General features: G+C 67.3%; 28 protein-coding genes. 15 read left to right on the forward strand and 13 right to left on the reverse strand.

Annotated elements, in window-relative coordinates; all coding sequences use genetic code 11:
* Nucleotides 1–57 precede the first annotated feature (57 nt).
* Nucleotides 58–474 carry a hypothetical protein gene (locus tag C454_RS07990; protein ID WP_004974355.1) on the forward strand — a complete coding sequence of 139 codons (417 nt, stop codon included), beginning with the start codon at nt 58–60 and terminating at the stop codon, nt 472–474.
* Here C454_RS07990 and C454_RS07995 read toward each other — a convergent pair.
* Nucleotides 441–1,790 (reverse strand): DUF2339 domain-containing protein, encoded by a 1,350-nt coding sequence (locus C454_RS07995; RefSeq protein WP_004974357.1) that lies wholly within the window; start codon nt 1,788–1,790, stop codon nt 441–443. The two genes, C454_RS07990 and C454_RS07995, sit on opposite strands and share 34 nt — an antisense overlap.
* Before the next feature lie 108 nt (nt 1,791–1,898).
* Between C454_RS07995 and rqcH the strand changes: the two genes are divergently transcribed.
* The 6 genes from rqcH to C454_RS08025 all read left to right on the forward strand — a co-directional run bounded on the left by rqcH (nt 1,899) and on the right by C454_RS08025 (nt 8,064).
* On the forward strand, nt 1,899–4,007 hold the full coding sequence (gene rqcH / locus C454_RS08000; protein WP_004974359.1) for a ribosome rescue protein RqcH: 2,109 nt from the start codon (nt 1,899–1,901) through the stop codon (nt 4,005–4,007).
* A gap of 186 nt (nt 4,008–4,193) precedes the next feature.
* Nucleotides 4,194–4,901 (forward strand): DUF4013 domain-containing protein, encoded by a 708-nt coding sequence (locus tag C454_RS08005; protein WP_004974361.1) that lies wholly within the window; start codon nt 4,194–4,196, stop codon nt 4,899–4,901.
* A gap of 67 nt (nt 4,902–4,968) precedes the next feature.
* On the forward strand, nt 4,969–5,673 hold the full coding sequence (locus tag C454_RS08010; RefSeq protein ID WP_004974362.1) for a DUF4013 domain-containing protein: 705 nt from the start codon (nt 4,969–4,971) through the stop codon (nt 5,671–5,673).
* A gap of 107 nt (nt 5,674–5,780) precedes the next feature.
* A complete protein-coding gene (locus C454_RS08015) occupies nt 5,781–6,851 on the forward strand; it encodes an mRNA surveillance protein pelota (RefSeq protein ID WP_004974363.1) in 1,071 nt (356 codons plus the stop codon).
* A 62-nt stretch (nt 6,852–6,913) separates the two neighbouring features.
* Nucleotides 6,914–7,345 carry a hypothetical protein gene (locus C454_RS08020; protein ID WP_004974364.1) on the forward strand — a complete coding sequence of 144 codons (432 nt, stop codon included), beginning with the start codon at nt 6,914–6,916 and terminating at the stop codon, nt 7,343–7,345.
* Nucleotides 7,346–7,512: 167 nt separating this feature from the next.
* Entirely contained in the window at nt 7,513–8,064 is a 552-nt protein-coding gene (locus C454_RS08025; protein ID WP_004974365.1) for a hypothetical protein, read from the forward strand.
* A 98-nt stretch (nt 8,065–8,162) separates the two neighbouring features.
* Here the strand turns inward: C454_RS08025 and C454_RS08030 are convergent, their stop codons facing one another.
* Both C454_RS08030 and C454_RS08035 read right to left on the reverse strand, forming a co-directional pair.
* Nucleotides 8,163–9,161 (reverse strand): ornithine cyclodeaminase family protein, encoded by a 999-nt coding sequence (locus C454_RS08030; protein ID WP_004974366.1) that lies wholly within the window; start codon nt 9,159–9,161, stop codon nt 8,163–8,165.
* Nucleotides 9,162–9,233: 72 nt separating this feature from the next.
* Nucleotides 9,234–9,482: a hypothetical protein gene (locus C454_RS08035; protein WP_049905039.1), complete on the reverse strand. Its 249-nt coding sequence runs from the start codon at nt 9,480–9,482 to the stop codon at nt 9,234–9,236.
* 228 nt (nt 9,483–9,710) lie between these two features.
* Here C454_RS08035 and C454_RS08040 point away from each other — a divergent pair, with 228 nt between their 5' ends.
* Nucleotides 9,711–11,063, forward strand: coding sequence for an MFS transporter (locus C454_RS08040; protein WP_004974373.1), 1,353 nt, complete (start codon nt 9,711–9,713; stop codon nt 11,061–11,063).
* A 61-nt stretch (nt 11,064–11,124) separates the two neighbouring features.
* Here the strand turns inward: C454_RS08040 and C454_RS08045 are convergent, their stop codons facing one another.
* Nucleotides 11,125–11,541 carry a DUF3054 domain-containing protein gene (locus C454_RS08045; protein WP_004974375.1) on the reverse strand — a complete coding sequence of 139 codons (417 nt, stop codon included), beginning with the start codon at nt 11,539–11,541 and terminating at the stop codon, nt 11,125–11,127.
* Between the two features lie 21 nt (nt 11,542–11,562).
* Nucleotides 11,563–12,144, reverse strand: coding sequence for a class I SAM-dependent methyltransferase (locus tag C454_RS08050; RefSeq protein ID WP_049905048.1), 582 nt, complete (start codon nt 12,142–12,144; stop codon nt 11,563–11,565).
* Between the two features lie 58 nt (nt 12,145–12,202).
* On the opposite strand from C454_RS08050, the gene C454_RS08055 reads away from it, so the two are divergent.
* The 3 genes from C454_RS08055 to C454_RS08065 all read left to right on the forward strand — a co-directional run bounded on the left by C454_RS08055 (nt 12,203) and on the right by C454_RS08065 (nt 15,283).
* Nucleotides 12,203–12,823: a GNAT family N-acetyltransferase gene (locus C454_RS08055; protein WP_004974379.1), complete on the forward strand. Its 621-nt coding sequence runs from the start codon at nt 12,203–12,205 to the stop codon at nt 12,821–12,823.
* Between the two features lie 27 nt (nt 12,824–12,850).
* Nucleotides 12,851–13,831, forward strand: coding sequence for a flap endonuclease-1 (gene fen, locus C454_RS08060; protein WP_004974381.1), 981 nt, complete (start codon nt 12,851–12,853; stop codon nt 13,829–13,831).
* Between the two features lie 66 nt (nt 13,832–13,897).
* On the forward strand, nt 13,898–15,283 hold the full coding sequence (locus C454_RS08065) for a hypothetical protein (protein WP_004974383.1): 1,386 nt from the start codon (nt 13,898–13,900) through the stop codon (nt 15,281–15,283).
* Nucleotides 15,284–15,290: 7 nt separating this feature from the next.
* On the opposite strand, the gene C454_RS08070 is transcribed toward C454_RS08065, so the two are convergent.
* Nucleotides 15,291–16,643, reverse strand: coding sequence for a class-III pyridoxal-phosphate-dependent aminotransferase (locus C454_RS08070; RefSeq protein WP_004974387.1), 1,353 nt, complete (start codon nt 16,641–16,643; stop codon nt 15,291–15,293).
* Between the two features lie 220 nt (nt 16,644–16,863).
* Between C454_RS08070 and C454_RS08075 the strand changes: the two genes are divergently transcribed.
* Nucleotides 16,864–18,129 (forward strand): AI-2E family transporter, encoded by a 1,266-nt coding sequence (locus C454_RS08075; protein ID WP_004974389.1) that lies wholly within the window; start codon nt 16,864–16,866, stop codon nt 18,127–18,129.
* A 14-nt stretch (nt 18,130–18,143) separates the two neighbouring features.
* Here the strand turns inward: C454_RS08075 and C454_RS08080 are convergent, their stop codons facing one another.
* Both C454_RS08080 and C454_RS20715 read right to left on the reverse strand, forming a co-directional pair.
* Nucleotides 18,144–18,431: a PadR family transcriptional regulator gene (locus tag C454_RS08080; protein WP_004044685.1), complete on the reverse strand. Its 288-nt coding sequence runs from the start codon at nt 18,429–18,431 to the stop codon at nt 18,144–18,146.
* A gap of 696 nt (nt 18,432–19,127) precedes the next feature.
* Nucleotides 19,128–19,274: a hypothetical protein gene (locus tag C454_RS20715; protein ID WP_004974390.1), complete on the reverse strand. Its 147-nt coding sequence runs from the start codon at nt 19,272–19,274 to the stop codon at nt 19,128–19,130.
* Between the two features lie 143 nt (nt 19,275–19,417).
* On the opposite strand from C454_RS20715, the gene C454_RS08085 reads away from it, so the two are divergent.
* Nucleotides 19,418–20,128 (forward strand): DUF7117 family protein, encoded by a 711-nt coding sequence (locus C454_RS08085; protein WP_004974393.1) that lies wholly within the window; start codon nt 19,418–19,420, stop codon nt 20,126–20,128.
* 42 nt (nt 20,129–20,170) lie between these two features.
* Nucleotides 20,171–20,404, forward strand: a complete 234-nt coding sequence (locus tag C454_RS08090) for a DUF7385 family protein (RefSeq protein ID WP_004974397.1) — start codon at nt 20,171–20,173, stop codon at nt 20,402–20,404.
* 24 nt (nt 20,405–20,428) lie between these two features.
* Here C454_RS08090 and C454_RS08095 read toward each other — a convergent pair whose 3' ends face one another.
* From C454_RS08095 to glyA, 5 genes are all read right to left on the reverse strand, one after another.
* The gene (locus C454_RS08095) at nt 20,429–20,941 is read right to left on the reverse strand and encodes an NUDIX hydrolase (protein ID WP_004974399.1); all 513 of its coding nucleotides are present in this window, start codon (nt 20,939–20,941) and stop codon (nt 20,429–20,431) included.
* Nucleotides 20,942–20,950: 9 nt separating this feature from the next.
* Complete coding sequence (gene folD / locus C454_RS08100) at nt 20,951–21,844, reverse strand: bifunctional methylenetetrahydrofolate dehydrogenase/methenyltetrahydrofolate cyclohydrolase FolD (RefSeq protein ID WP_004974400.1); 894 nt, start codon at nt 21,842–21,844, stop codon at nt 20,951–20,953.
* Between the two features lie 99 nt (nt 21,845–21,943).
* Nucleotides 21,944–22,513 carry a VIT1/CCC1 transporter family protein gene (locus C454_RS08105; RefSeq protein WP_004974402.1) on the reverse strand — a complete coding sequence of 190 codons (570 nt, stop codon included), beginning with the start codon at nt 22,511–22,513 and terminating at the stop codon, nt 21,944–21,946.
* Entirely contained in the window at nt 22,513–22,812 is a 300-nt protein-coding gene (locus tag C454_RS08110) for a DUF211 domain-containing protein (RefSeq protein ID WP_004974404.1), read from the reverse strand. Before C454_RS08110 ends, C454_RS08105 begins: the two co-directional genes overlap by 1 nt.
* A 95-nt stretch (nt 22,813–22,907) precedes the next feature.
* Nucleotides 22,908–24,155 (reverse strand): serine hydroxymethyltransferase, encoded by a 1,248-nt coding sequence (gene glyA, locus C454_RS08115; RefSeq protein WP_004974406.1) that lies wholly within the window; start codon nt 24,153–24,155, stop codon nt 22,908–22,910.
* Between the two features lie 366 nt (nt 24,156–24,521).
* On the opposite strand from glyA, the gene tbsP reads away from it, so the two are divergent.
* On the forward strand, nt 24,522–25,349 hold the full coding sequence (tbsP, locus tag C454_RS08120) for a transcriptional regulator TbsP (RefSeq protein WP_049905040.1): 828 nt from the start codon (nt 24,522–24,524) through the stop codon (nt 25,347–25,349).
* The last annotated feature ends 22 nt before the right edge of the window (nt 25,350–25,371 follow it).

Raw genomic sequence — 25,371 nt, forward strand, 5'->3', positions numbered from 1 at the left:
CGGCCACCTGACGATTGCGGAGCGGGTTTTATCGTGTCGTTCCACTGACTACCGTCCGTGAGTACGCTCGACAGGTTCTTCCTCGGACGCGAGGACGCCCCCGTTCGACAGCATCAACTGGGCGGCGTCGCCCTCTTCGCGCTCGTCTTCGCCACGCACCTCCCGCCGGACGCGGTCGGTCCGCTTTCGTACCCGTTCGGGCTCCGGCTGTGGCCCGTGGTCGCGCTCGGCCTCGGTGGCGGCGCGGTCGGTGCGCTCCGCGGCGACGGCGTCTTCGGGGCGCTCCCGCTCGGCGCCGGCCCGGTACTCGGCTTCTTCGCGGCGCTCGGCGCGGCCGAGTTGACGACGCCGAGCATGGGACTCTGGCAGGGAGTCGCGACCGGTCTCGTCGCCGGTGGGCTCCTCGCGAGCCTCGGATTCGCGCTCGGCTTCGTCGGGCGCTACGCCGTCGCTCGCGTACTGTCGTCGGCCTGACCCCGTTCGGACTCGCCGCCGAGCGCCCAGCCGAGTCGGTAGACGAGCGACCCGGTTGCGAGTGTCACCAGCACCCAAACGACGAGCAGAATCCCGAGAAAGAGGACGCCGTAGCCACCGAAGGGAACCAGCGGCAGCGCGAAGACCACGGGTGCGGCGACGATGGCGAGCGACAGCGGGCGCGTGCTTCCGTCACGTCGGGCCGCGTACCCGAGGGGAAGAAACAGCACGACGGCGGCCTCTAACGCGAGCGCGCTGACCGAGAACCACGGGTTCGGCCCCGGCATCGCAATCGCGGTGGCGACCGCGAGCGCGACCTGCGGCCCGACGGTCGCGGCGACGAGACGACGGAATCCGAGCGCTTTGGGGCGGACCGCCGAGACGACGCCGAGCGCGACGAGTTGGAGTGCGAGGAGCCACGCCATCGCGGCGACGCTCCCGGAGAACGCCCGGACGGCGAGGAGACAGAGGCCCCACAGGACGCCGAGTCCCGCGACGACGGGGCCGAACCGCCGCGCCCCCCGGTCGCCGTCGAACCGGCGGTCGAAGTGCCGGATGAGGAGGACGCCGACGGTGAGCACGAGCGTCGGGACGAACGCGACCCACGCGAGGTTCGTGAGGATACCGGGTCCCGAGTCGGCGGCGAGACTGGCGTAGGCCGCGGCCGTGGTCGCGAGTCCCGCGTCGGGGCCGAACGTGAGGTACGTCTGGCTTCCGACGCTGGACGGGTCCCCGCCGTCGGCGCTCCAGACGGCGGCCGTCTCGTTGGTCCGAGTCCCGGGGGGCGCGGTGAGGAGCGCCGACCCCTCGGGACCGCTCACGGCGAATCGGTCAGCATCGACGTAGACGGTGCCTCTGACCCCGTCGACGTGGAAGTAGTCCACGACTAGCACGTCGCCGTAGCCGCGGTACGCCATCCCGGGCACCTCGAAGGTCACGACCGCGGTGTCGCCGTCCATCCGGGTTTCGAGGCGTCTGCGGTCGTCGGTGAACACGCGGTGTTCTTCGAAGGTCCGGCTGACGACGCGGTCGAGTCGGTCGGGGTTCTCGCGGAACGTCGCGGCCGACTCGTCGTCGAGTTCGACGCGGGCGGTCCACGTCCCGACGCCGTCGTCGTCGACGCGGACCCGGAGCGCGCTCGATTCGACGGTGAGCGGGACGCCCGCGGCGTCGGCCGTCTCCTCGAACGCCTCGCCGCAGACGCCGCAGACGGCTTCGGGCGGCGGTCGCGCCTCGGCGGGGACGCTCCCGACGGGGAGCGCGGCCAGCGCGACGAGGAGGGCGAGGGCGGCGAGAGCGAGGGTACGGGGGCGCATTCACCGAATACATTCCGGTTGGTTGATAAGTATCTTATCCCCGATTCGGGCGGCCGTCGCACCCGCGGAAACGACACCCCTTTTCGTTCGCCGCCAAAAAGCGAGTCCATGGACCCGAAGCGGGAACTCACGAGCGTCGACCTCGCGGCCCTCGTCACCGAGTTGAACCGGTACGAGGGCGCGAAGGTCGACAAGGCGTACCTCTACGGCGACGACCTGCTTCGCCTCAAGATGCGGGACTTCGACCGCGGTCGGCTCGAACTCCTCCTCGAGGTGGGCGAGATAAAGCGCGCGCACCTCGCCGCACAGGAGCACGTTCCGGACGCCCCCGGTCGGCCGCCGAACTTCGCGATGATGCTCAGAAACCGGCTCAACGGGGCCGACTTCGCGGGCGTCGAGCAGTACGAGTTCGACCGCATCCTCACGTTCACGTTCGAGCGCGGCGACGAGAACACGAAAATCGTCGTCGAACTGTTCGGACAGGGCAACATCGCGGTGCTCGACGAGACGGGCGAAGTCGTCCGCAGTCTGGAGACGGTGCGGCTCAAGTCGCGGACGGTCGCGCCGGGGTCGCAGTACGAGTACCCCGCCTCGCGGCTCGACCCCCTCACCGTCAGCCGCGACGCCCTCGGCCGGAACATGGAGCAGTCCGACACCGACGTGGTGCGGACGCTCGCCACTCAGTTGAACCTCGGCGGCCTCTACGCCGAAGAGCTGTGTACCCGCGCCGGCGTCGAGAAGACGCTCGATATCGCCGACGCGACCGCCGAGGACTACGACGCCGTCTACGACGCCATCGTCGACCTCCGCCAACAGGTGCGCTCCGGGGAGTTCGACCCGCGGCTCTACCTCGGCGACGACGGCGAGGTCGTGGACGTGACGCCCTTCCCGCTGCGCGAACACCAGAACGCCGGACTCGACGAGGAGGCCTACGACACGTTCAACGACGCGCTCGACGAGTACTTCTTCCGGCTCGATTTGACCGCCGACGAGCAGGAAGCCACGTCGAACCGGCCGGATTTCGAGGAGGAAATCGCCAAACAGCAGCGCATCATCGACCAGCAGGAGGGCGCGATAGAGGGCTTCGAACAGCAGGCCGAAGACGAGCGCGAGCGCGCCGAGCTGCTGTACGCCAACTACGACCTCGTCGACGACGTGCTGTCGACCGTCCGCGGCGCGCGCGAGGAGGGCGTCCCGTGGGACGACATCGCCGCGAGGCTTGAGGAGGGTGCCGAACAGGGCATCCCCGAGGCCGAGGCCGTCACGAACGTCGACGGCGCGAACGGCACGGTCACCATCGAACTCGACGACGCGACCGTCACCCTCGAGGTGTCGATGGGCGTCGAGAAGAACGCCGACCGCCTCTACACCGAGGCCAAGCGCATCGAGGAGAAAAAGGAGGGCGCGTTGGCCGCCATCGAGGACACCCGCGAGGAGCTCGCGGCCGTGAAGAAGCGCCGCGACGAGTGGGAGGCCGACGACGACGAGGACGACGAGGAAGACGAGGACGAAGAGCCGGAGGAGACCGACTGGCTCGCGCTCGATTCGGTCCCCGTCAAGTCCACGGAACACTGGTTCGAGCGGTTCCGCTGGTTCCACACTTCGAGCGGCTACCTCGTCGTCGGCGGCCGCAACGCCGACCAAAACGAGGAGCTGGTGAAGAAGTACATGAGCAAGCACGACCGCTTTTTCCACACGCAGGCCCACGGCGGGCCGGTCACGCTCCTGAAGGCGACGGGGCCGAGCGAGCCCGCGCAGGCGGTCGACTTCTCCGACGAGACGCTCCGCGAGGCCGCGCAGTTCGCCGTCTCGTACTCCTCCATCTGGAAGGAGGGCCGCTTCGCCGACGACGCCTACATGGTCGAGCCCTCGCAGGTGTCGAAGACGCCCGAGTCGGGCGAGTACATCGAGAAGGGGAGCTTCGTCATCCGCGGCGACCGCGAGTACTTCGAGGACGTGGCCGCGAAAGTCGCGGTCGGCATCCAGTGCGAGGACGAGACGCGCGTCATCGGCGGTCCGCCGTCGGCAATCGAGGCGCGCGCGGAGACGACGTTGACGCTCACGCCGGGGCAGTACGCCCAGAACGACGCCGCGAAACTGTGTTATCGCCGGCTCCGCGAGCGCTTCGCCGACAAGTCGTTCGTCAGAAAAATCGCATCACCCGACCAGATTCAGGAGTTCCTCCCGCCGGGCGGCAGCGACATCGTCGACGAGTGAACGTCGACGCCGTCCCTCGGTAATCAGACGCTAGACGGCTTAATATTCAATTATTCGGTCGCGTCGGGTACAAGATTATATACTTTCTCGTCGTAATGTTGCTTCGAGCGCGCGTGTCAACCCGCGAATCTCACATTCGGCCGAACGGCCGGTGGGTGGGTGGGTGGTGGCGCTCGGTGAATCCCAATGCTTTCAGAATCACTCAATTACCTTCGAAACGGCGAGGACTGGGTAAAGACGGTCCTCATCGGCGGCGTCCTCGGCCTGTTGAGCTTCCTCATCGTCCCGACGTTCCTCGTCATCGGCTATCTCCTTCGGGTCGTTCGCGCGACCATGAAGGGCGACGAGGTGCCCCCGGAGTTCGACGACTGGGGCGACATGGCGATAGACGGCGTGAAAGGCTTCGCTATCGCGTTCGTCTACGCGCTCGTCCCGGCCATCATCGCGGGCGTGTTCGGCTTCGCCGGCATCGTCGGCGCGGCGGCCGGCGGCTCCGACGCCGCGGGCGCGCTGGGCGGCATCGTGGCGCTCGTGGGCCTCCTGCTCGCGTTCGTCCTCGGCCTGCTCGCCGCGTACCTCATCCCGGCGGCGCTGTCGAACTACGCCGAGACCGACCGCATGGGCGCGGCGTTCGACTTCGGCACGCTCCGGCCCATCCTGACCTCGGGCAAGTACGCCACCGCGTGGCTCACGGCCTTCGCGGTGCTGTTCGCGTCGTCCATCGTGGTCGGCGTCCTCAACGTCATCCCGCTTCTCGGCTTCGTCGTCGGGGCGTTCGTGACGTTCTACGCGGCCGTCGCCGCCTACTACATCATCGGCAAGACGTGGGGCGAACTCCACGACATCGAGATGATGGACGAAGGCGAGACGCCGGGCGAACAGCCCGCCGTCTGAACTGTCAGCGAAAACCCGAATTTTCGACGGAATATCTAAGCCGCTAGCGGCGCGACACCCCAACGGTATGCTCTCCGACGCGCTGTGGTTTCTCAAGCGAAGCGACGACTGGGTTGCGACGACGATTATCGGCGGGGTTCTCTCGCTGCTTTCGGTTCTGGTACTCCCGGCGATTATCCTGCAGGGCTACTTCGTCAGGGCGATGCAGGCGGCCGCGAACGGCGAGCGGGCCGCTCCCTCGTTCACCGACTGGGGCGGCCTGTTCGTCGACGGCCTGAAACTGTTCGTGGTGACGTTCGTCTGGGCGTTGGTGGCGGTTATCCCGGCGATGCTCCTCTCGGTCATCATCGGCATCGGCACCTTCACCGTCTCCGAGGCGGCGACGGGGAGCGCTGCGGCGTCCTCCGCGGGCGGCGTCGGACTCGGCATCGTCTCGGTCGTCCTCGGGCTCCTCGTGTTCGCGCTCAGCCTGCTCGCGGCCTACCTCGCACCGGCCGCCGGGGCGAACTTCGCCATCGAGGGGAACCTCGGTGCCGGCTTCGACGTGCGCACGATTCTCTCGGGCGCGCTCACCGGCGAGTACGCCGTCGCGTGGTTGCTCGCGCTCGTCGTCGCGGCTGCGCTCGGATTCATCGGCGGTCTTCTCTTCGTCTTCGTCGTCGGGTTCTTCATCCTGTTCTACGTGCAGGTGATGACGTACTACCTGTGGGCCCGCGGCTTCGCCGACGCCACCGGCAAGGGCCAACAGTCGACGCAGTCGACCGGATGGTAAGCGGCGCGGGGCGGTAGGCGGCGACCGCGCTGGCATCCGCGACGCCGACTCGCGCCGGGTGACCGCGATAGCAGGACTCTTTTCCGTTCCCCGACGACCGGACGTGTATGCGCATTTCGAGCCGCGGTCGCGGCGAGGAGGGGCGCGAGCGAATCACGCTCGTCCCCGAGAACGTCGACGACCTCTGGCACCTCTCGTACGTTCTCGAACCGGGTGACCTCGTCTCCGGCGACACCACCCGCCGCATCCAGCGCGACGACGAGCAGATGCGGGACACCGGCGGCGAGCGCGAGCACCTCAACGTCACCATCGAGGTCGACGACGTGGAGTTCGCGCGCTTCGCCAACCGCCTCCGCGTCGGCGGCGTCATCGTCTCCTGTTCCCGCGAGGACCAACTCGGCCACCACCACACGCTCAACGTCGAGGAGCGCGCCGAGATAACCATCGAGAAGCACTTCAAGGCCGACCAGATAGACCGCATCGAGACGGCCGAACAGGCCGCTGAGAACCCCGACGTCGCCATCGCGACCGTCGAGGAGGGCGCGGCCTACATCCACACCGTCGCCCAGTACGGCACCGACGAGTACGCCTCGCTCACGAAGCCGACGGGGAAAGGCGAGTACGCCCGCCCGCGGTCCGAACTGTTCGACGAACTCGGGTCCGCGCTGTCGCACCTCGACGTGGACGCCATCATCCTCGCCGGCCCGGGCTTCACGAAGAACGACGCGATGGACTACTTCGAGAACAACTTCCCCGAGGTCGCAGAGACAATCGTCACGACCGTCGACACCGCCGGCGTCGGCGACCGCGGCGTCCACGAGGTGCTCAAGCGCGGCGCGGTCGACGACGTGCAGAAACAGACCCGCATCGCCGAGGAGGCCAACCTCATCGACGAACTGATGGAGAACATCTCGACGGGCGCGAAGGCGGCCTACGGGGTCGAACAGGTCGCCGAGGCCGCCGACTTCGGCGCGGTCGAACATCTGCTTCTCCTCGACTCTCGGCTCCGCGCCGAGCGACAGGGCGACGGCGACTGGGACGTGGACGTGAACGACATCATCGACTCGGTCGAACAGAAGGGCGGCGAGGTCACCGTGTTCTCCGCGGAGTTCCAGCCCGGCGAGCAGTTGAAGAACCTCGGCGGCATCGCCGCGGTCCTCCGGTACCGACTCCAGTAGCCCGCCTTCGCCGCCACCGCCGGAGAAACCGTTTAGCCGCCGGAAACCAACGTCTAGTCGTGATGCGGAGGGGGCTCTCGGAGGCGACGAGGCGGGTCGACCGCTGGCTCGACCAGGTGTTTTTCGCCGCGTGGGAGGTGTCGGTACTGGCGATTCCGACGCTCTGGCTCCTGCTTTTCGCGACCCCGAGAGCCGCGGTGTCGCTGTCCGGTCTCACCGCCCTCGCGGTGAGCGCCGTCGCCGTCGGCACCTTCCGTGGCGGCTACGTCGGAACCGGGTCGTGGCCGCGGCCCGGCCACCTACCGACGCTCCCGATTCGCTCGGCGTACTACAGCCTCGTCGTCGGCGGTGCGGCGCTCCTCGGTGCCGCAGCACAGGTCCACACCGGGTGGTTCTGGGCGGGCATCGTCGTCCCCGTGTTCGCCGTCGGGGCGTTGGCGATGCTGCCGTCGGTCGTCGCCGCCGTCGAACAGACCGCACGACTGACGCTGTGATTCGATATCGACAGTGAGGCGACATTCACTCCGAATTTGGAAGAAACCCGGCACAGAGTGGTGTGAGATATCGAAAAACCACTATCTGCTTTCTCGTCCCTCGTTCACTCGAATCGTCGGGCCGGGCGCGGTCTCGCCCGACTCGTCGATTTCGAGGGAGAACGACTATGACGAACACAGAACATCGAGACGGCCCGACCCGTCGCCGGTTCCTCCGGGCGTCCGGACTGCTCGTGGGCGGACTCGCCCTCGGCGTCGGCGCGGCTGGAACCGCCGTAGCGGGAGTCTCGGTCGCAAACGGGTGGTACGAAGAAGAAGAGATATACTACGTCGCTCACGGGGTGGAGGAGGGAGTGACGGAACGCGGAGAAAACGACATCTACCTCATCGGCGGCGACAGGACGTTGCAGGCACAGGTCGTCGAGTTCATCCCCGGGGAGTCCGGGTACTCACCCCACTGGAACGCAAACCTCGTCAATACGGCCGCAGGGAAGACGGTGGCCGACATCGTCGCCTCGCCGTACGTCTCGGACCACTATCCGGAGGCGCTGTTCGACGACGTCGAAGACATTCGGGCGGCGGCAGACGCTGGTCTGGTCACGATATCGAAACCCGGCGTCGTCGTCCTGTGTCCGATCGTTCCGGAACGCGTCGCAGATGCACCCGGAAACACCGAACTTCCCGAGGCGTTCCCCCGTCCGTGGCCGACGACGTTCTGAGCGAGAACGAACGCCGGTGACGGTCGCTTTTTGTCACGACTGCGCGGCGACCGTCTCGGTGAGACTCCGCTCGTCTATCGAAACTCCGCCCGTCCGTTCTACTCGCCAGTCAGCGACTCGCTCGCCGGCGAGAAGTCGATGGTCGTTCCGAGCCCCTCCTCGCGCGCCTTCTCGTAGAGCATGTGCGCCGCGGCGACCGTCTCGATGCCCGTGCCGCCGCTGTCGAAGACGGTTATCTCCTCGTCGTCCTCGCGCCCGGCGGCGACGCCCGCGACGACCTCGCCGAGTTCGGCGTGGATGTGGTCCTCGTCGACGACGCCGGCCTCGACGGCGGCGAGGAACGACCCGGCGTCCATCGTGGCGCGCTCGCGGAGGTCGGGGACGTACGTCGCGCGCTCGATGGTCGTCTCGTCGAGTTCGCGCTTTTCGGGGTGGTACTGACCCATCGCGGTGACGTGCGTGCCGGGTTCGAGCAGGTCGCCGTCGAACACCGGCTCCGCGGCGGTCGTGGCGGTGACGACGATGTCGGCTCCCTCGACGGCCGCGGCGCTGGAGGCGACGGCGGCGACGCTGGCGTCGAGCGTGCGGTCCATCTCGCCCGCGAACGACTCGCGGCTCTCCTTCGTCGGCGAGTAGACCCAGACGGTGTCGAGGTCGCGGACGGTCGCGGCGGCCCGGAGCTGTCCGCGGGCCTGCGCGCCGCTCCCGATGAGCGCGAGCGTCGAGGCGTCGTCGCGGGCAAGGGCGTCGATGGCGACTCCGCCCGCCGCCCCGGTCTTGAAGGGATTCATGCTCGCGCCGTCGAGGAGCGCCAGCGGCTCGCCGCTCTCGGCGTCGAAAAGCGGCGTCATGAACCACGCGTCCTCCGCGCCGAAGCCGGCGGAGTACATGTAGCCGCCCATCGCGCCCGTCTCGGGGAGCACGGCCGCGTAGGAGGTGAGCATGCCCGGCGGCTCGCGGTTGAACAGTTTCGTCCGCGGCTCGGCCGGCGCGCCCTCGCCGCGCTGTCTGTAGCCCTCGCGGACGGCATCGACGTACTCGACAGGGGTCGCCAGTCCGCTAACCTCGTCGCTCGTGAGGAACAAGGTCGCTGTCATGGTCGGAAAAACGAGACCTGCGGTCAAAACCCTGCGGGCCGGCGAACCGACCGGACGGGCGCGGGTTGGGGGTTAGTCTGCGTCGAGGACCGAAGGAGAGGGCGCGTCAGCGGCGTTGGGACCGGCGTGTTCGTCGAGGCGGGCGGGGGACGGCGACGAGGGCCCGTTCACGAAGAGCGCGTGGCCGGTGAGGAGCGCGGCCATACCCGCGGCCATCGGCACTGCCGTGGTCAACTGCAACCCGGCGACGGTAAGCGTGCCGGTGATGCCGAGGAGTGTGAGCGGGATGAGCCCAAGAATGTAGTCGTAATATCCGGTCATAATATATAACATACTACGGACGTAAGTGGTATAATTCTTTCCCATAGATGACTGATACTGTTTTTGTGGCATTCGGATACCTTCTCCATAACTTATAGCGAGATAATCGCAAGACGACGGAGGGGTTGTAGCCCCAGAAGAACATCACGAATTCGATACTGTGGATTGTGCCTCTCGCCCGAACAGTCGGGCCGGCGCTCGCGTCGTCTGCCGGAACTCCACACGATTATGGGAGTCGGTGCCGTGGCCGGAGACGTGAACCGTAACGACCGCTCAATCGTCGCGTTGGTGATGCTCGCCCACGGGATGGTCCACACGTACGAACTGTCCATCCCCATCTTCGTGGCCATCTGGCTCGGGGAGTTCGCGAGCATCGACCTCGGCATCGCGACGATTCCCGTCACGACCGCCTCGCTGGGCGTGATGACCGGCCTCGGATTCGCGCTGTTCGGCCTCGGGGCGCTCCCCGGCGGCATCCTCGTCGACCGCGTCGGTTCCAAGCGCCTCATCGTCGCCTGTCTCCTCGGCATGGCCGGGTCGTTCGTCCTGCTCGCGCTGTCGCCGAACCTCGTCGTCGTCGCCCTCGCGCTCGTCGTCTGGGGCGCGGCGGCCAGCGTCTACCACCCCGCCGGGCTCCGGCTCATCAGCACCGGCGTCGAGGAACGCGGGACCGGCTTCGCCTACCACGGCATCGCCGGGAACCTCGGCATCGGTTTCGGCCCCTTCCTCACCGCGCTCCTCCTGTTGTTCTTCGACTGGCACCTCGTCGCCGGCGTGCTCGCGCTCCCGGCGCTCGTGGCCGCCGCGCTCGCTACCCGCGCCAACTTCGAAGAGCAGGCCGCGGTCGCCGCGACCGACGGCGGCGACGGGAGCGACACCGGCGGCGACGACAAAGCCGGCGCGGGCGTCTCCTCGTTCGCGGAACTGGTCTCGCAGTCGAAGCACCTGTTCGCCGGCGGGTTCGCGCTCGTCTTCGCGCTCGTGATGTTCTCGGGGCTCTACTACCGCGGCGTCACGACGTTCCTCCCGGACCTCCTCGGCTCGGTCATCGGCATCGAGCCGATACCCGTCTCCGAACTCCTCCCCGCCGCCCTCGCGTCCGGGTCGGCCGGTGGCGCGCCGACGCTCGACGTGGAACTGTTCGTCTACGCCGGTCTCCTGACGGTCGGCGTCTTCGGGCAGTACGTCGGCGGGAAGCTCACCGACCGTATCAGGACCGAACGCGGTATCGTCGCCGGCTTCGGCGCGCTCGCCGTCATCGCCGTCGCCTTCCTCCCCGTGGCGAGTCTCGGCGTCGGCCCGCTCCTCGCAGTCTGTGCGCTCCTCGGCTTCTTCCTGTTCATGGTCCAGCCGTTCTATCAGGCGACCGTCGCGGAGTACACGCCCGCCGGGCTCCGCGGGCTCTCGTACGGGTTTACTTACCTCGGCGTGTTCGGCGTCGGCGCGCTCGGCGGTGCCGTCGCCGGCTACATCCTCACCGTCGCCGACTCGACGGCGCTGTTCTTGGTCCTCGCCGGGTTCGCGACGGCCGCGACGCTCCTCGGCGTGACGTTGTTGCGACGGCGGCCGACGCCCGCCTGAGGGCGGTCGATCGGCCGAAAAAACAGTTTTTGACGGACGGGTTCGGTCCGGTCTCCGCGTCTCAGACGAGTCGGAAGTAAATCGTCCGCCAGACGCCGAGCGCGACGGAGCCGAGCACCAGCATGACCGCGACGAACGTGAGTTCGACGCCGCCTTCGAAAAGCGGCGTCCAGCGAATCGCCATGCCGATGACGGTCGCCGCGAGCCACGAGCGAATGCCGAGCGGGACGGCCGACTTCGCCGACTCGGCCGCGCCCGGCGAGTACGCGCCCAACAGCGGGGCGGTGACGAGCCATCCGATGAGGAACGGGACCGAGGTGAGTACCCAGCCGACCGGGTCGGCCGAGAGGTACGACACCCCGTTGTGCTGAACCACGCCGACGGTGACGAGGAGGAAGATGGCGAGCACGTCGCCCACCGCGATGGGTAACGCCCCGGCATCGAGTCGCTCCTCTAAGAACGAAGTCGAGGTTGCCATAGGCGAGGATTCGTCGCCCCCCTAATGGCTTTCCCGCTTTTTTCCGACCACCGTGTACTCGAAGCCCCGTTCGACCACGTCGGCCTCGAACCCGACGCGTTCGAGAAAGCGCACGAGCTCGTCGGGCGCGGCGAACGCCGAGCCGAAGCCGACGACGCGCTCGGCGGCGACGAGCCCCCGCCCGAGGAGCGTCTCGGGGTCGAACTCGTTGACGGCGAACACCCCGCCGGGCGCGAGCACGCGGAAGACCTCCTCGGCGACCCCCCGCTGGTTCGGCATGTGGTGGAAGGCGTCCACGACGGTCACGGCGTCGAGGGAGTCGTCGGCGAAGGGAAGCCCTCGGGCGTCGCCGCGGACGCAGTCGAGGCCTCGTTCGCGCGCCCGACGGAGCATCCCAGCCGAGCGGTCGAGGACGATGCGCTCGGGAACGTCGAGCGCGAGGGTCGCCCGCCCGGAGCCGCCGCCGATGTCGACGACGCGCTCGATGGGGCGGTCGGCGCGGTCGAGCGCGGTCCCGAGTGCGCCGGGGTCGGCGGGCGGCATCACGAGGTCGTAGACGGGTGCGAAGCGGTCGAAGAACCGAACGTCGCCAGCGCCGTGCATGCCCGACTCCACGGCTCCGCCGGGGAAGGTTCTTGCGCGCGGCGGTCCCATCTCGGCCATGGAGTTCGACCTGCTCGGGTGGCCCGAAGACGGGCCGCGACTCCGCCTCGACTACCGGCGGTTCGCCTACGCGGGGAAGTTCGTCACCGCGGGGACGGGCAAGACGGTGTTCCGCGACCCCGACGCGCCCCTGCCGGCGCTCGACGACGACCGGCCCGCGCCGACCGGCGGCCCCGATTCTCTGCCGCCGCTGGCCGAGGACGTGGTCGCCGCCGTCGCGTTCAACGAGGACCGAACGGACCCGACGACGCTCTGGCTCCGGTACGTCACGGTCCGGCGGGACCGCCGGGACGACGGACTCGGTCCCGACCTCCTCCGCCGGACCTGCGAAGCCGCCGCGGACCGCGGCTACGAGACGGTCCGCATCGCCGCGAACAACCCCTTCGCCTACGAGGCGTGCCACAAGGCCGGGTTCGGCTTCACGGGCCGCGAGACGGGCGTCGCCGAGTTGGTGCTGGAGCGCCCCGCCGACGCGCCCGTCGCGGTCTCACGCGAGACGTACCAGTCCGGCCTCGACCGCTACCGCGCCCGCGACCTCGGCGACCCGGAGCGGTCGTTTCTCGCGGCGCGCGAGGGGGCGGAGCCGCCCGGAGTCGGCGGCGTTCACTCGGACGATTGAAACCCTCGGCCCTCGAAGGCCGAGCAAATGGGAAACGCAGACCTGCGGACGCTCGCCGCGCTCTCCGAGGTGTCGTTCGACGAGGTGACCGGGAGCGTCGTGGCCGTCGACGCCCACAACTGGCTGTACCGGTATCTCACGACGACGGTCAAGTGGACGAGCTCGGAGAAGTACACGACGAGCGAGGGGAAAGAGGTCGCCAACCTCGTCGGCATCGTCCAGGGGCTCCCCAAGTTCTTCGAACACGACCTGACGCCCGTCTTCGTCTTCGACGGCGGCGTCACGGAGATGAAAGACGACGAGGTGGCAAAGCGCCGCGAACAGCGCGAGAAGGCCGAAGAACGGCTCGAAGCGGCCCGCGAGGCCGGCGACGCGGTCGAGGCCGCCCGGATGGAAGCGCGCACCCAGCGACTCACCGAGACGATTCAGGACACCAGCCGCGAACTCCTCTCGCTGCTCGACGTGCCCGTGGTCGAAGCGCCCGCCGAGGGCGAGGCGCAGGCGTCCTACATGGCCCGCAAGGGCGACGCCGACTACGTGGGCAGCGAGGACTACGACACGCTCCTGTTCGGCGCGCCCTACACGCTCCGACAGCTCACGAGCAAGGGTGACCCCGAGCTGATGGACCTCGACGCGACGCTCGACAAGCACGACATCACGTGGGAACAACTCGTGGACATCGCCATGCTCTGCGGGACTGACTTCAACGAGGGCATCACGGGAATCGGCCCGAAGACCGCCGTGAAAGTCGTCAAGGAACACGGCGACCTCTGGTCGGTCCTCGAAGCCCGCGGCGACAGCATCCCGAACGCCGACCGGGTGCGCGAGTTCTTCCTCGATCCGCCGGTCACCGACGACTACGACTACGACACGGACATCGACCCGGACGTGGCCGCCGCCCGCGAGTTCGTCACCGAGACGTGGGAGGTCGACCCCGACGAGGTCCACCGCGGCTTCGAGCGCATCGAGGAGTCGGTCACGCAGACCGGCCTCGACCGCTGGACGTAGGCCGCGCTCGCGCCGAGCCAACAGCCCGCCGACACGTTTACACGGGCCGGTTCGGAACTCCGGCGTGTGTCCCCCGACGACGCCCCTCCCACAGACGACGGATTCGACTCCTCTTCCGACTCTTCCTCCGACGCGCCCCGCCCCGACGACCGCTCTTCGGTCTCGCGTCGTCAACTGCTCGGCCTCGTCGGCGGCGCGGGCGTGGTCGGCGGTATCGGTTGGTTCAGGCCGACGTGGCTCCCCGACCCGATTACCGACTGGCTGACGACGCTGTATCCCAATCCGCCGAGTAACTACGTCTGGCAGCCGCCGGTGAGCGACGCGCACGCCGACGCGGCGGTGGCGAACCTCGAATCCGTCGTCGAACGGGCTGAGGAGTTGCGCTCGCGGGTCGACCGCGATTCGGTTGACGAAGACACGTGGTTTCACCTCCGCACGACCCCGGGGGGCGGCCACCTCGATTCCGCGAAAGAGGAACGGGACGCCCGCGACCGGCTCAGGTCTGCAACTACCGGGCTTCAGTACGCCGGTGAGACGGTCGGGTACGCGACCATCGCGCTCGGAGACGACGACCCCGAGGTCCTCGTCGAGCGCGGCCGCGAACTGGAACAGGCGATTGACGATCTCGCCGCGTCAGTCTCCGAGTACCGCGTTTCTGCCCCCGGCCGCGACCTCGCGTATCTCTACTCAATCGAGCGACTCCTCTCGTTCACGCGACTGACCGTCGGTTGGGGCGACTCGAACGGCAGCGACGAGAGGGCCGACTACTCGGCGCACGACTTCGCCGGCGAGTGGGGGTCGCAGTTACAGACACAACAGCGCATTCGGACCGCACGCTACTACCGCGAGCAGTACCGCACGAACCTCGGCGACGACGCGACCGCGTATCGGGACCGGCTCGCGGACGCCACCGAGAGGTTCCGGACGGACATCGAACAGTACCCGTCACGCGGTGAGATGCGGACGAGGCTCGATGAGGAACCCAGCCTCGACAGGAACACGCCCTACGGGGTCGCTCGCTGGGAGCTGTTCACGCTGTGTTTCGACGACAGCTTCAACTACGTCGGAGACTACGAGCGCGGGTTGACCGCGAAGCAGTTCGTCGACACCGCCCGTGCCCTCCTCGCGCGACAGGCCCACGACTTCGCGCTCGACGCCCTCGACGTGGAACCCGGCGATACCGATTACGACTCCGGCCGGTCGTTCCGAGCGAAACGCCGTGCGATGCGCGACTTTCGGGCGACGCGCGACGAATACGACTCGAACTTCGCGGGCGTCGTCGCGAACGAGGCGGCGAGCATTATCCGCGCCGGCGACGTGAGTCTCGAAATGGGCGACGGTCCCGCGTGGAAAGAGCGCGTCGAATCGGCGGTGTACTACTTCGTCGGTGCTGGGATGATGCGCAACCTCGGCGACGTGGTCGAACCGGTTGTCGGCGTCGACACCGACTGACCACGCGTTACGACACGTCCTCGATGGCATCCAGAAGCATCGTCGCGCCGAGGTCGATTTCTCGGTCCGTCACGTCGAGCGGCGGGAGGATTCGAAGCACCTTGTAGCCGCACGAGAGGGTCAGGAGGCCGCGTTTGAGGGCGGCTTCCTGCACGGCGTCGCGGCGTTCTTTGGTGTCGAACTCGACGGCGAGCAGCAGGCCCTTGCCGCGCACGTCGACGACGGTTTCGGGCGCGTCGTCGCGCAGCCGCTCGATGAACTGTCGGCCGCGGGCGACGGCGTTGTCGAGCAGGTCGTACTCCTCGATTGCTTCGAGGGTGAACACGCCCTGCATCGCGGAGACGATGTCGCCCGCGCCCCACGTCGAGGAGAGCCGCGAGGTCTCGTCGGGGAATATCTCGTCGTTCGAGATGGTCGCGCCGACGCGGAGGCCCTTCGCGCCGGTGATGATGTCGGGCTCGATGGGGTAGTGGTCGGAGCCCCACAGCTCGCCGGTTCGGCCGACGCCGGTCTGAATCTCATCGGCGATGAGCGTCAGGTCGTAGTCGTCGACGACGGCGGCGAGCTCTTCTGCGAAGGCGTCCGACGGGAAGCGGTAGCCGCCCTCGCCCTGAATCGGTTCGACGATGACGTAGGAGACCTCGTCGGCGTCGATGTGGCCCTTCTTCGGGTGGAGCTTCTGCCGGAGCTTGGAGACGGCGGAGTCGCCGTCGGGGAAGAAGCCGCAGGAACACGTCTCGGGCGAGCAGGTCCGGTCGTCGCAGAACGGCACGTCGAGGACGCCCGAAATCTCGGGGAACTTGCGCCGGTAGACGGACTTCGAGCGGTTGAGCGAGAGCGCGCCGAGGGTGCGGCCGTGGAACGCGCCCTCGAAGGTGACGCCGTACTTCGCGCCGTCGGCGTGGTCGTAGGCGATTTTGATGGCGTTCTCGACCGCCTCGGCCCCGGAGTTCGACAGGAACACCGTGTCCATCCCGTAGTGGCTCGTGAGGTCGGTCAGTTTGTCCATGAGCGCCGCGGGGCCGGGAAGCCGCTCCTCGCCGGGCGCGGAGCCGTCGCTGACGTAGAAGTCCTGGCCGGCGATTTTCGTCGGGTCGACGAGGTCGAACTCGGCCATGCGGTCCATGACCTTCGGGTTGTTGTAGCCGAGCGGGGCGGCCGCGACGTGGCTCGTGAAGTCGAGGAGGACGTTGCCGTCGACGTCGGTGCAGAAGGGCCCCTCGGACTCCGCCGTGATGTCCCAGACGAAGTCGTAGACGTACGTGCTCGGCGCGGCGTGCTCGTGGTGGTACTCGACCCACTGGCGCGCTTTCTCGCCGGGCATCGAATCGACGCGTGGCACCGCCGTCTCTCGGTCCATGCGGCTCGGTACGGAGACACGTGTGTTAAGATATTCGTTATTAATGGTGCAATATCGGCCGGGGCGCGGTCCAGTCGGTCGGTTTCGCCGCGCGAGAGGACGCATTCGACGGCCCAACGTGACGGTGTGGCGTCGTGACCTGTCGCTCCCGCGATAGGCTTTTGACGCCTCCGCGTCCGTGTTGGGTATGGCTCTCCCCGACATCCAGCGTTCCCGCGCGATGTGGTGGTCGCTCGCGTTGGTCCTCACGGGCGCGCTCGCCTACGTCGTCTACTCTTTTATCGGGACGTTCGTCTTCGGTCTCTTCATCTACTACGCCACGCGACCCATCTACCGGCGGATTCGGAGGCGGGTGAAGCCCCCAAGCCTCGCGGCGGCTGTGGCGCTTTTCGCCCTCGCGCTCCCCGCGCTCGGACTCGTCGTCTACGCCGCGACCATCGCCCTCCGCGAGTTCCTGAAATACGCCGACCAACTCTCCTCCGACGAGGTGCCCATCGACCTCGAAGCCTACGGCATCGACCCCACGCTGCTGGAGGGAATCGCCAGCCCGCAGGCGCTGTTGGAGTACGACTTCCGGTCGGTGTTGACTCCCGAAGCGATCAGCTCGGTGTTCGATTCGCTGAGCGTCGCCGCCAACACCTTCGCGTTCCTCGGTATCGGCGCGATTCACCTGTTCGTCATGATCGCGTTCGCGTTCTATCTCCTCCGCGACGGCCACCGACTCCGCCGGTGGGGCCAGTCGATGTTCGCCGACGACCACGGTATCCTCGAAGCCTACATGCGCGGCGTGGACCGCGATTTCAACAACATCTTCTTCGGCAACATCCTGAACGCCATCCTCACGGGCACCATCGGGGTCATCGCGTACTCGCTTTTGAACGTTATCGCGCCCATGGGCGTCAACATCCCCGCACCGGCGCTTATCGGCCTGCTCGCCGGCGTCGCGAGCCTCATTCCCGTCGTCGGGATGAAGCTCGTCTACGTCCCCGTCGCTGCCTACATGGCTCTCGAAGCGACGATTGCCAACCCGCCCGGGTTCTGGTTCGTCCTGCTTTTCGCCGCCGTCTCGTTCGTCATCGTGGACACGATTCCCGACCTCGTGCTCCGGCCGTACGTCTCCGGACGGAGCCTCCACGTCGGGGCCGTGATGCTCGCCTACACGTTCGGCCCGCTCCTGTTCGGCTGGTACGGCATCTTCCTCATGCCGATGATACTCGTGCTGTTCGTGAACTTCGTCCGGCTCGTTCTACCGGAGCTCCTGGCGGGAAAGCCGATTCGGCCGTACATGGTCGACCCCGGACATCTGGTCGACGGCCCGCCGGTCGAGGAGTTGACGGCCGACGAGGCGGACGACGAACCGCGAGAAACAGCCGCGACCGACCGGCCGGAAGTGAGCGAATCGGACGAGCTAGAGACGTTTACCGACCGAGACGAGAAATCGAGTCGTGACTCACGGTCGCCGTCCGACGCCGGCGTGGACGGGTAGTCCGAGTCGCCCGCTCACGCTTCGAAGTCTTCGGGGACGTACTCCGCTTCCCACTCGTCGCGGGCCTTTATCTCGCGGCGACCGCGGCGGGTGAGCGTGTAGTAGTTGGTCCGGCGGTCGCGCTGGCCCTTGTCGACCAGCCCCTTCTCGACGAGCGTGTCGAGGTTGGGGTAGAGCCGCCCGTGGTGAATCTCCTTTTCGTAGTAGGCTTCGAGTTCTTCTTTGATGGCGAGTCCGTGCGGCTCTTCGAGACCCGCGATGACGTACAGCAGGTCTCGCTGGAATCCTGTCAGGTCGTACATCGGTAAATTCGACTCGTATGTTACTGTCTAATTCAGATAAGCATATCGGCCTCGACCGACGATTCTCCCTCGAAAACCCGCTAGTCTCCGAGATACTCCGTCAGCAATCATGTAGTCCAAATTACTAATCTCCCGAAGTTGCCGTTTCGATGTCCGGATATGTCCACAACTGGACGGCTCGGGCGCAGTAAGCGAGTAGATTGTTAAGTGTTATCAATGAACAATCACACGACTATCCAAAACGGAAATCCGAGGCGAGATGGCGGCGTCACCGCTCTCGGAGCGACTGGCGGCGGGTCGAACACGTAGCTCGTGTGATGAGACCGAGTTGACGACTCGGATGGCCACCGAGAACGGCTGGGGCCGGGGCCGGGACCGGAAGCCGGAGCCGGAGCTCGGATGTGACTCGAACGCGGCACGAATGGAACAGTCGCTCTCGGGTCGTAGCTTCGCGCAGAAGGAAAGCAAGCCGTGCCGGAAATCTCCGGCACGGCATGCCGCCCTGAATTGGTCCCCGCTGACGCTTCGGCCCTCCAAAGCGAAGCGTCACTATCGGCTACTGTTCGGTTTCACTTAAAGATAACGACGCGTGCCAAACATTGACAATTCGGCTAACTGTCCGTCTGAGTGGCACGCACGCGCCGAATTCCGGAAACGATGCGGTTCCGCTCTACTCGAAGATTTATGTTATGAAACTCACATATGTTCCTCTTCCAGGACCCAGCCGAGCGCCCGCTTATAATGGGTCATGAGCTTTCTGACCCCCTCGTGTCGCATCTCGTCGGAGTCGAGTTCGTCCTTCAGGAACTCGTACTGCTCTCGGACCTCGGATTCGCTTCGCATATGCCGACGGTGGGCCGCCGGACGTATGTAGCCCGGCGGTCGTCTCGGCTGGCGACCGCTCGCGGCCGCGTCGACTCGCCTCGTCCCTGATGCCTTCGCGTCGGGTCGCCGTGCTTTTGCGCCGCCGGGTCGAATCCAGTCGCATGGAGATACGCGGCGAGCGCGAGTGCAAGGAGTGCGACCACCGGTGGTCGTACTACGAGACGGGAAGCGTATCGTGCCCGCAGTGCGGGAGCCTCCGGAGCGTCGGTGTCGGCGACAGGGAACGCCACACCGCCATGCAGGTCGACCTCGACCTCTCGGCGCACCGGTCGGCCGTCGGCGACGGGTCGATTCGCGACGCCGCCCCGGCGTTGAAGTCCGACCTCCGCGACTACATCCGGCAGACGGGCTACATCCGCGGGGGCGAACTGCTCCCCCTCGGCGACACCCCGCTGGCGGCTCACGAACTGCTCCACGCGGTCGACGTGGTCGCCCGGTCGAACCGCCCCACGGACGACGAACAGTTCTACGTCATCACCCTGCTCCGCCGCGCCGACGAGGGAGAGCGCCCCGACCCCGACGCCGTGCCCGACTCGATGGCCGACGCCCGCGGCCTCGCCTACGCCGAGGCCATCGACGCCTACTGCCGCGACCTCTCGACGTGGCTCGACGACAACCCGAACCCCGAGGTCAGGACGACGCTCGAAACCCTCTCGAACCATCGCAAGCGCGTCGAAGCGCTCGACGGGGCCGTCTCGCTTTCGGAGTCCGAGGCGCTCGTCGCGGCCGCCCGCGAGATACACACCGCGCTCGTCGACGACGACCTCGACGCGCTCGCGTCGGCCCGCGACACGCTCGCGGCGCTGTTCTGACGCTCCCGAACGTTTTTCCTCCACGACGACCCTTCGCCGACGATGACTGCCGGATTCGACATCCACGACGTGCGCCACCGGGTGAAACTGCTCCGCGACGACGGCGACACGATGCTCGTCGAGAACCGCGATGGCGTGGCCTGTCCGGCCTGCGGCGACGACTTCTCGCAACTGCTCATCTCCGACCGAAACGCGCACAGTTTCGACGTGGACGCCGACACCCGGTTCTGCGTTCGGCGGGACGACGACCGACTGCTCGTGGCGACCCACGAGTGAGAAAAAATCGCGGTCGAACGGGCCTCAGCGCCCGAGCAGAAACCGAATCAGCCCGCGGTCCAGCGTGTCCTCGGGGAGCGTCTCGAACCACGCCACGTCGGCGATGGCCTCGTCTTCGAGGCCGGGGTCGTCGGTGAGGTCGCCCGCGACGGTCGCCTCGTAAATCGCGAATCGAAAGCTTGCGGCGTCCCCACCGTGGTGGAACGACTGCTCCGTGACGACTCGGAGCGCGCCCGCGTCGGCGTCGAGGCCGGTCTCCTCGGCGACCTCGCGGACCAGCGCCTCGCGCCTCGTCTCGCCGGCTTCGACCCCGCCGCCGGGGAGGACCCACTGGCCGTCCTGCCGGACGAGAAGCACCGCGCCGTCACGCTCGCGCTCGCAGAGCGCGCCGACGCCCCATTCGAGGCCGCCTTCGATACGCTCGACGGCGCTGGCGAACGCCTCGGCGTCGAGGTCGTGGCGGTTCCGACGCCGGATGACGCCGTCCACGTCGTACGTCCACTCGCCGTCGATGTCGGCGTCTGACGGGGGACTCACGTCCCGAACTCAGGGAAGGTCCACGTCGACGTCCTCGGCCTCGGCGGCGGCCTTCACGGTGTTCCAGAGGAGCATCGCGCGGGTCATCGGGCCGACCCCGCCGGGGACGGGCGTGATGGCGCTGGCCTTCTCCTTCGCGGAGTCGAACTCCACGTCGCCGACGAGTTCGTAGCCCTTCTCGTTGTCCGCATCGACGCGGTTGACGCCCACGTCGATGACGACGACGCCCTCCGAGAGCATGTCGCCGGTGACGAGTTCGGGGACGCCCGCGGCGGCGACGACGATGTCGGCCTCGCGGGTCTTCGCGGCGAGGTCGTCCGTGCGCGAGTGGCAGACCGTGACCGTGGCGTTGCCGCCCTCGGCCTTCTGGATGAGCAGGTTCGCCATCGGCTTGCCGACGATGTCCGAGCGGCCGACGACGACCACGTCGGCGCCCTCGGTCTCCACGTCGGCGGCGGCGAGGAGCTTCTGGACGCCGTGGGGCGTACAGGGCTTGAAGCGGGCGTCGCCGGCGACGAGGCGGCCCACGTTCTCGGGGTGGAAGCCGTCGACGTCCTTGGCGGGGTCGATGCGGCGGAGGACCGTCCGGTCGTCGACGTGGTCGGGGACGGGCATCTGGACGAGGATGCCGTGGACCTCGTCGTCGTCGTTGAGGTCGTCGACGAGCGAGTACAGCTCGTCGGCGGGCGTCTCGGGGTCGAGTTCGTAGTCGAACGCCTCGATGCCGACCTCCTCGCAGTCGCGCTGTTTCATCGAGACGTACGTCTCGCTCGCGGGGTCGTCGCTCATCAGCACGGTCGCGAGCCCCGGCTTCACGCCGGCCTCGTCGAGCGCGTCGATGGCGTCGGACAGCCCGTCGCGAATCTCCTCGGCGACGGCGTTGCCGTCGATGATGGTCGTCATTGTCTCAGACAGCGCGCCCCGCCCATTTCAAAGATTCGGATTCGTGCGTATTCTCGGTCGTGATGGAGTCAAAATATGCACGAATGTGGTCACAAACGGTCACCCGAAAAGTAAGTTTACGGCGGCCACCGCGACGCCCGCGAGCGCCATCCGCAGGCCGGCGACGTACCACCGCTGGTCCGATATCGACCCCATGTACGCGCCGAACGAAAAGAGGATGCCCGTCCCGAGGCCGACCGAGGCGAGCGTCGCCCACGTCATCGACAGCAGCGTGCCGACCGCGAGGAACGGTAGCAGCGGGACGACGATGCCGACCAAGGGCCCGAGTCCGCTCGCGGCCGCGTTGATTCCCCGCGCGGCGACCTTGTCGCGTTCGACCGCGGTCCCGCCGAGGTCGGTCAGCATGGCGTCTTCGATGCGGCCCAACTCGGCTCGCTTCTCGGCGCGCTCTATCTCCCAGACGCTCCAGACGCCGGAGGTCGTCAGGCCCACCGCCGCGCCGACGCCGATTTTCACGACCGTCAGCCCCTCCGTGACGCCGGTGAGGTACGCGCCGATGACGAGCCCGATGCAGGTCAGCGCCCCGTCGAAGCCGTTCGAGACGAAGTACCGGCGGGAGATGGCGCGGACGCGGTCGTCGCGCAGGAGCGAAGCGAGGCGAGCCGACATCACGACGACGACGGGTCCTGCGGCTGGTCCCGGTACTCGACCAGCGTCTCGCCCGCAACGACCTCGTCGACGGAGTGGACCGTCCCCCCGAGGTCGCGAATCCGTCGTTCCACCTCGTCGTCGTCGACGGCCTCTCCCTCCACGACGAGTCTGAGGTTCTGGACCTCGCGGTCGGTTTCGAGGAGCGTCGCGTTCACGCCGGCCACGCCGGCCGCGTCGGCGACCTCGCGGGCGAACTCGACCGTCGACGGCGAGTGCGGTTTCAACACGTCGAGAACGAGCCGACGAATCGGAGCCATGTCGAGTGGCGATACGGCGGCGCGGCTAATAGTGTTACTCGACAGAGGGGTTTGAAAACCGGGCGAGCGGAACCGCGATAGTTCCGTCTGGACCCTTACTCGTACAGCGGGTTCGCGTCGCAGAGTTCCTGCACGCGCTCAGAGACGTCCGCGAGCACGTCGTCGTCCTCGGGGGCGTCGACGACCTTCACGATGAGTTCGCCGACTTCGCGAATCTCCTCCTCGCCGAAGCCGCGGGTGGTGAGCGCGGGCGTGCCGGCGCGGATGCCGCTGGGGTTGAACGCCGAGCGCGTCTCGCCGGGGACGGTGTTCGCGTTCAGCACGATACCCGTCGATTCGAGGGCCTCCTCGGCGGTGCCGCCGGTGAGGTCGGGATGCGAGTCGCGGAGGTCGACGAGCACGAGGTGCGTGTCGGTGCCGCCGGAGACGACGCTGAGACCGTGGTCCTGGAACGTCTCCGCGAGGACCTTCGCGTTGTCGACGACCTGCTGGGCGTACTCCTCGAAGGCGGGTTCGAGCGCCTCTTTGAAGCCGACCGCCTTGCCGGCGATGTTGTGCATGAGGGGGCCGCCCTGACCGCCGGGGAAGACGGCGCTGTCGATGTCGGAGGCGTACTCCTCGTCGCACATGATGATGCCGCCGCGACCGGCGCGGATGGTCTTGTGGGTCGAGCCGGTGACGAAGTCGGCGACACCGACCGGCGAGGGGTGGACGCCGGCGGCGACGAGGCCCGTGATGTGGGCGATGTCGGCGAGGTGGAGCGCGTCCACGTCGTCTGCGACCTCCTGAATCGTCTCCCACTCGACGGCGCGCGGGTACGCTGAGTAGCCGGAGACGATGATGTCCGGCTCGAATTCCGCGGCCTTCTCGGCGAGCTGGTCGTAGTCGATGTAGCCGCTTTCGGCGTCGACCTCGTACTGTTCGACGTCGTAGAGCTTGCCCGTGAAGTTCGCGGGGTGACCGTGGCTCAGGTGGCCGCCGTGGGTCAAGTCCAGCGAGAGAATCTTGTCGCCGGGTTCGAGCATGGCGAGGTAGACGCCCATGTTGGCCTGCGTGCCGGAGTGCGGCTGCACGTTGACGTGCTCTGCGCCCCACAGTTCCTTCGCGCGCTCGACGGCGAGGTTCTCCACGTCGTCGGCGTACTCACAGCCAGCGTAGTAGCGCTTGCCGGGATAGCCCTCGGCGTACTTGTTCGTCAGCGCGCTCCCCTGCGCTTCGAGGACCGCTTCGCTGACGTGGTTCTCCGAGGCGATCATCGCGAGCGTGTCGCGCTGGCGTTCGACCTCGCCGTCGAGGGCGTCTGCCACGGCGGGGTCGACGTCGCGGACGTGGCTGTAGTCCATACGTAGTATCCGGTCCAATTACGGCATAAATGTGTCCCATTTGGCTACGCCTGCCGGTGTTGTGTTGCACGCCCGTGTATATTCTGTGGTGTGCTACCGTGAACAGATACACGAACGCGCGATACCGACCGTCTCCGACGTGTTCCCGAGCCGAACTGACTGCCGAGGCCGACCGCCGCAGGCGACAACTCCCGGACGCACGGGGTTCTCGGTTCGCCATCGATTTTCCCGCTCGCCGATAGGGGTAAAATTTCTGAAACGAAATGCTCAATTCGCGCGATACAGCGTTGGTACAACTCGATTTCGAATACGTTCTGCCGGTCGTCTTGCGTTAATATTAAATATATTACTGGCGATATTCAAGCTATGGCTATTCGTTCTAATCTACTCGCTGAGGGGGTAGGAGACATCATCAAGTCCGTCCTTTCCTCGTCGGAAGACGAGGTGTTGGTCGCGAACCCGACCGCCGAGGTCATCGAAGGGCTCGTCGCCGTGGCGACCGACATCGACGGCGACCTGCCGGAGATCCGTCTCGTCGCCGACGAGGGCGTCCTGAAGGACGTGCTCGACGACTTCATCGTCGCCTCCAACGCCGCGAACCTCGTCGCCGATGGCGCGCTCTCGATGCGGACCGCCGACGACGAAGTCGAGAACACGCTGTTCGTCACGCCGAACTCGGTCGTCGCGCTCGTCGCCGCCGGTGACAAGGTCGCCGGCCTCGTCACCGACGACGAGGCGTTCGTCGAAACGGCGTTCGAGGCCCATCAGGCCCACTGGGAAGCCGCGCCCGAATTCAAGCTCCGGACCCCGCCGCTCTCGCGCGTCCGCGAGACCCTCGGCGAGGACATCGGCGAAGAGACGCTCGCCGACTTCGACGCCGTGCTCGCTTCGCTGTCGTCGGCTCGCGGCGACGGCGACGGCCTCGACGAGGTGACTATCTCGCTTCTCGTCGCCGCCCGCAACGAAGTTCTCCTCTACGACATCTCGAAGTGGGGCGAGGACGTGGGCATCGCCAGCAAGGCGACGTTCTCCCGGACGAAGACGAAGCTCGAAGAACTCGGCCTCATCGACACCGAGAAAGTACCCATCGACGTCGGTCGCCCGCGGCTCCGCCTGAAGCTCGGCGCGGACGAGCTCGTCGCCGCCGCCGCCGACGAACTGGCCGACGAGGCCCAGAAACTGCTCGACGCGTAGCCGACCGCGACCCCCTCGCTTT

The sequence above is a fragment of the Haloferax gibbonsii ATCC 33959 genome (genome assembly GCF_000336775.1).
Classification (GTDB): domain Archaea; phylum Halobacteriota; class Halobacteria; order Halobacteriales; family Haloferacaceae; genus Haloferax; species Haloferax gibbonsii.

What these genes read in the sequence shown, in the direction of transcription:
- C454_RS07995 (WP_004974357.1), bottom strand. Translation starts at nt 1,790, where the DNA reads ATGCGCCCCCGTACCCTCGCTCTCGCCGCCCTCGCCCTCCTCGTCGCG.
- rqcH (WP_004974359.1), top strand. Translation starts at nt 1,899, where the DNA reads ATGGACCCGAAGCGGGAACTCACGAGCGTCGACCTCGCGGCCCTCGTC.
- C454_RS08005 (WP_004974361.1), top strand. Translation starts at nt 4,194, where the DNA reads ATGCTTTCAGAATCACTCAATTACCTTCGAAACGGCGAGGACTGGGTA.
- C454_RS08010 (WP_004974362.1), top strand. Translation starts at nt 4,969, where the DNA reads ATGCTCTCCGACGCGCTGTGGTTTCTCAAGCGAAGCGACGACTGGGTT.
- C454_RS08015 (WP_004974363.1), top strand. Translation starts at nt 5,781, where the DNA reads ATGCGCATTTCGAGCCGCGGTCGCGGCGAGGAGGGGCGCGAGCGAATC.
- C454_RS08020 (WP_004974364.1), top strand. Translation starts at nt 6,914, where the DNA reads ATGCGGAGGGGGCTCTCGGAGGCGACGAGGCGGGTCGACCGCTGGCTC.
- C454_RS08025 (WP_004974365.1), top strand. Translation starts at nt 7,513, where the DNA reads ATGACGAACACAGAACATCGAGACGGCCCGACCCGTCGCCGGTTCCTC.
- C454_RS08030 (WP_004974366.1), bottom strand. Translation starts at nt 9,161, where the DNA reads ATGACAGCGACCTTGTTCCTCACGAGCGACGAGGTTAGCGGACTGGCG.
- C454_RS08035 (WP_049905039.1), bottom strand. Translation starts at nt 9,482, where the DNA reads ATGACCGGATATTACGACTACATTCTTGGGCTCATCCCGCTCACACTC.
- C454_RS08040 (WP_004974373.1), top strand. Translation starts at nt 9,711, where the DNA reads ATGGGAGTCGGTGCCGTGGCCGGAGACGTGAACCGTAACGACCGCTCA.
- C454_RS08045 (WP_004974375.1), bottom strand. Translation starts at nt 11,541, where the DNA reads ATGGCAACCTCGACTTCGTTCTTAGAGGAGCGACTCGATGCCGGGGCG.
- C454_RS08050 (WP_049905048.1), bottom strand. Translation starts at nt 12,144, where the DNA reads ATGCACGGCGCTGGCGACGTTCGGTTCTTCGACCGCTTCGCACCCGTC.
- C454_RS08055 (WP_004974379.1), top strand. Translation starts at nt 12,203, where the DNA reads ATGGAGTTCGACCTGCTCGGGTGGCCCGAAGACGGGCCGCGACTCCGC.
- fen (WP_004974381.1), top strand. Translation starts at nt 12,851, where the DNA reads ATGGGAAACGCAGACCTGCGGACGCTCGCCGCGCTCTCCGAGGTGTCG.
- C454_RS08070 (WP_004974387.1), bottom strand. Translation starts at nt 16,643, where the DNA reads ATGGACCGAGAGACGGCGGTGCCACGCGTCGATTCGATGCCCGGCGAG.
- C454_RS08075 (WP_004974389.1), top strand. Translation starts at nt 16,864, where the DNA reads ATGTGGTGGTCGCTCGCGTTGGTCCTCACGGGCGCGCTCGCCTACGTC.
- C454_RS08080 (WP_004044685.1), bottom strand. Translation starts at nt 18,431, where the DNA reads ATGTACGACCTGACAGGATTCCAGCGAGACCTGCTGTACGTCATCGCG.
- C454_RS20715 (WP_004974390.1), bottom strand. Translation starts at nt 19,274, where the DNA reads ATGCGAAGCGAATCCGAGGTCCGAGAGCAGTACGAGTTCCTGAAGGAC.
- C454_RS08085 (WP_004974393.1), top strand. Translation starts at nt 19,418, where the DNA reads ATGGAGATACGCGGCGAGCGCGAGTGCAAGGAGTGCGACCACCGGTGG.
- C454_RS08090 (WP_004974397.1), top strand. Translation starts at nt 20,171, where the DNA reads ATGACTGCCGGATTCGACATCCACGACGTGCGCCACCGGGTGAAACTG.
- folD (WP_004974400.1), bottom strand. Translation starts at nt 21,844, where the DNA reads ATGACGACCATCATCGACGGCAACGCCGTCGCCGAGGAGATTCGCGAC.
- C454_RS08105 (WP_004974402.1), bottom strand. Translation starts at nt 22,513, where the DNA reads ATGTCGGCTCGCCTCGCTTCGCTCCTGCGCGACGACCGCGTCCGCGCC.
- C454_RS08110 (WP_004974404.1), bottom strand. Translation starts at nt 22,812, where the DNA reads ATGGCTCCGATTCGTCGGCTCGTTCTCGACGTGTTGAAACCGCACTCG.
- glyA (WP_004974406.1), bottom strand. Translation starts at nt 24,155, where the DNA reads ATGGACTACAGCCACGTCCGCGACGTCGACCCCGCCGTGGCAGACGCC.
- tbsP (WP_049905040.1), top strand. Translation starts at nt 24,522, where the DNA reads ATGGCTATTCGTTCTAATCTACTCGCTGAGGGGGTAGGAGACATCATC.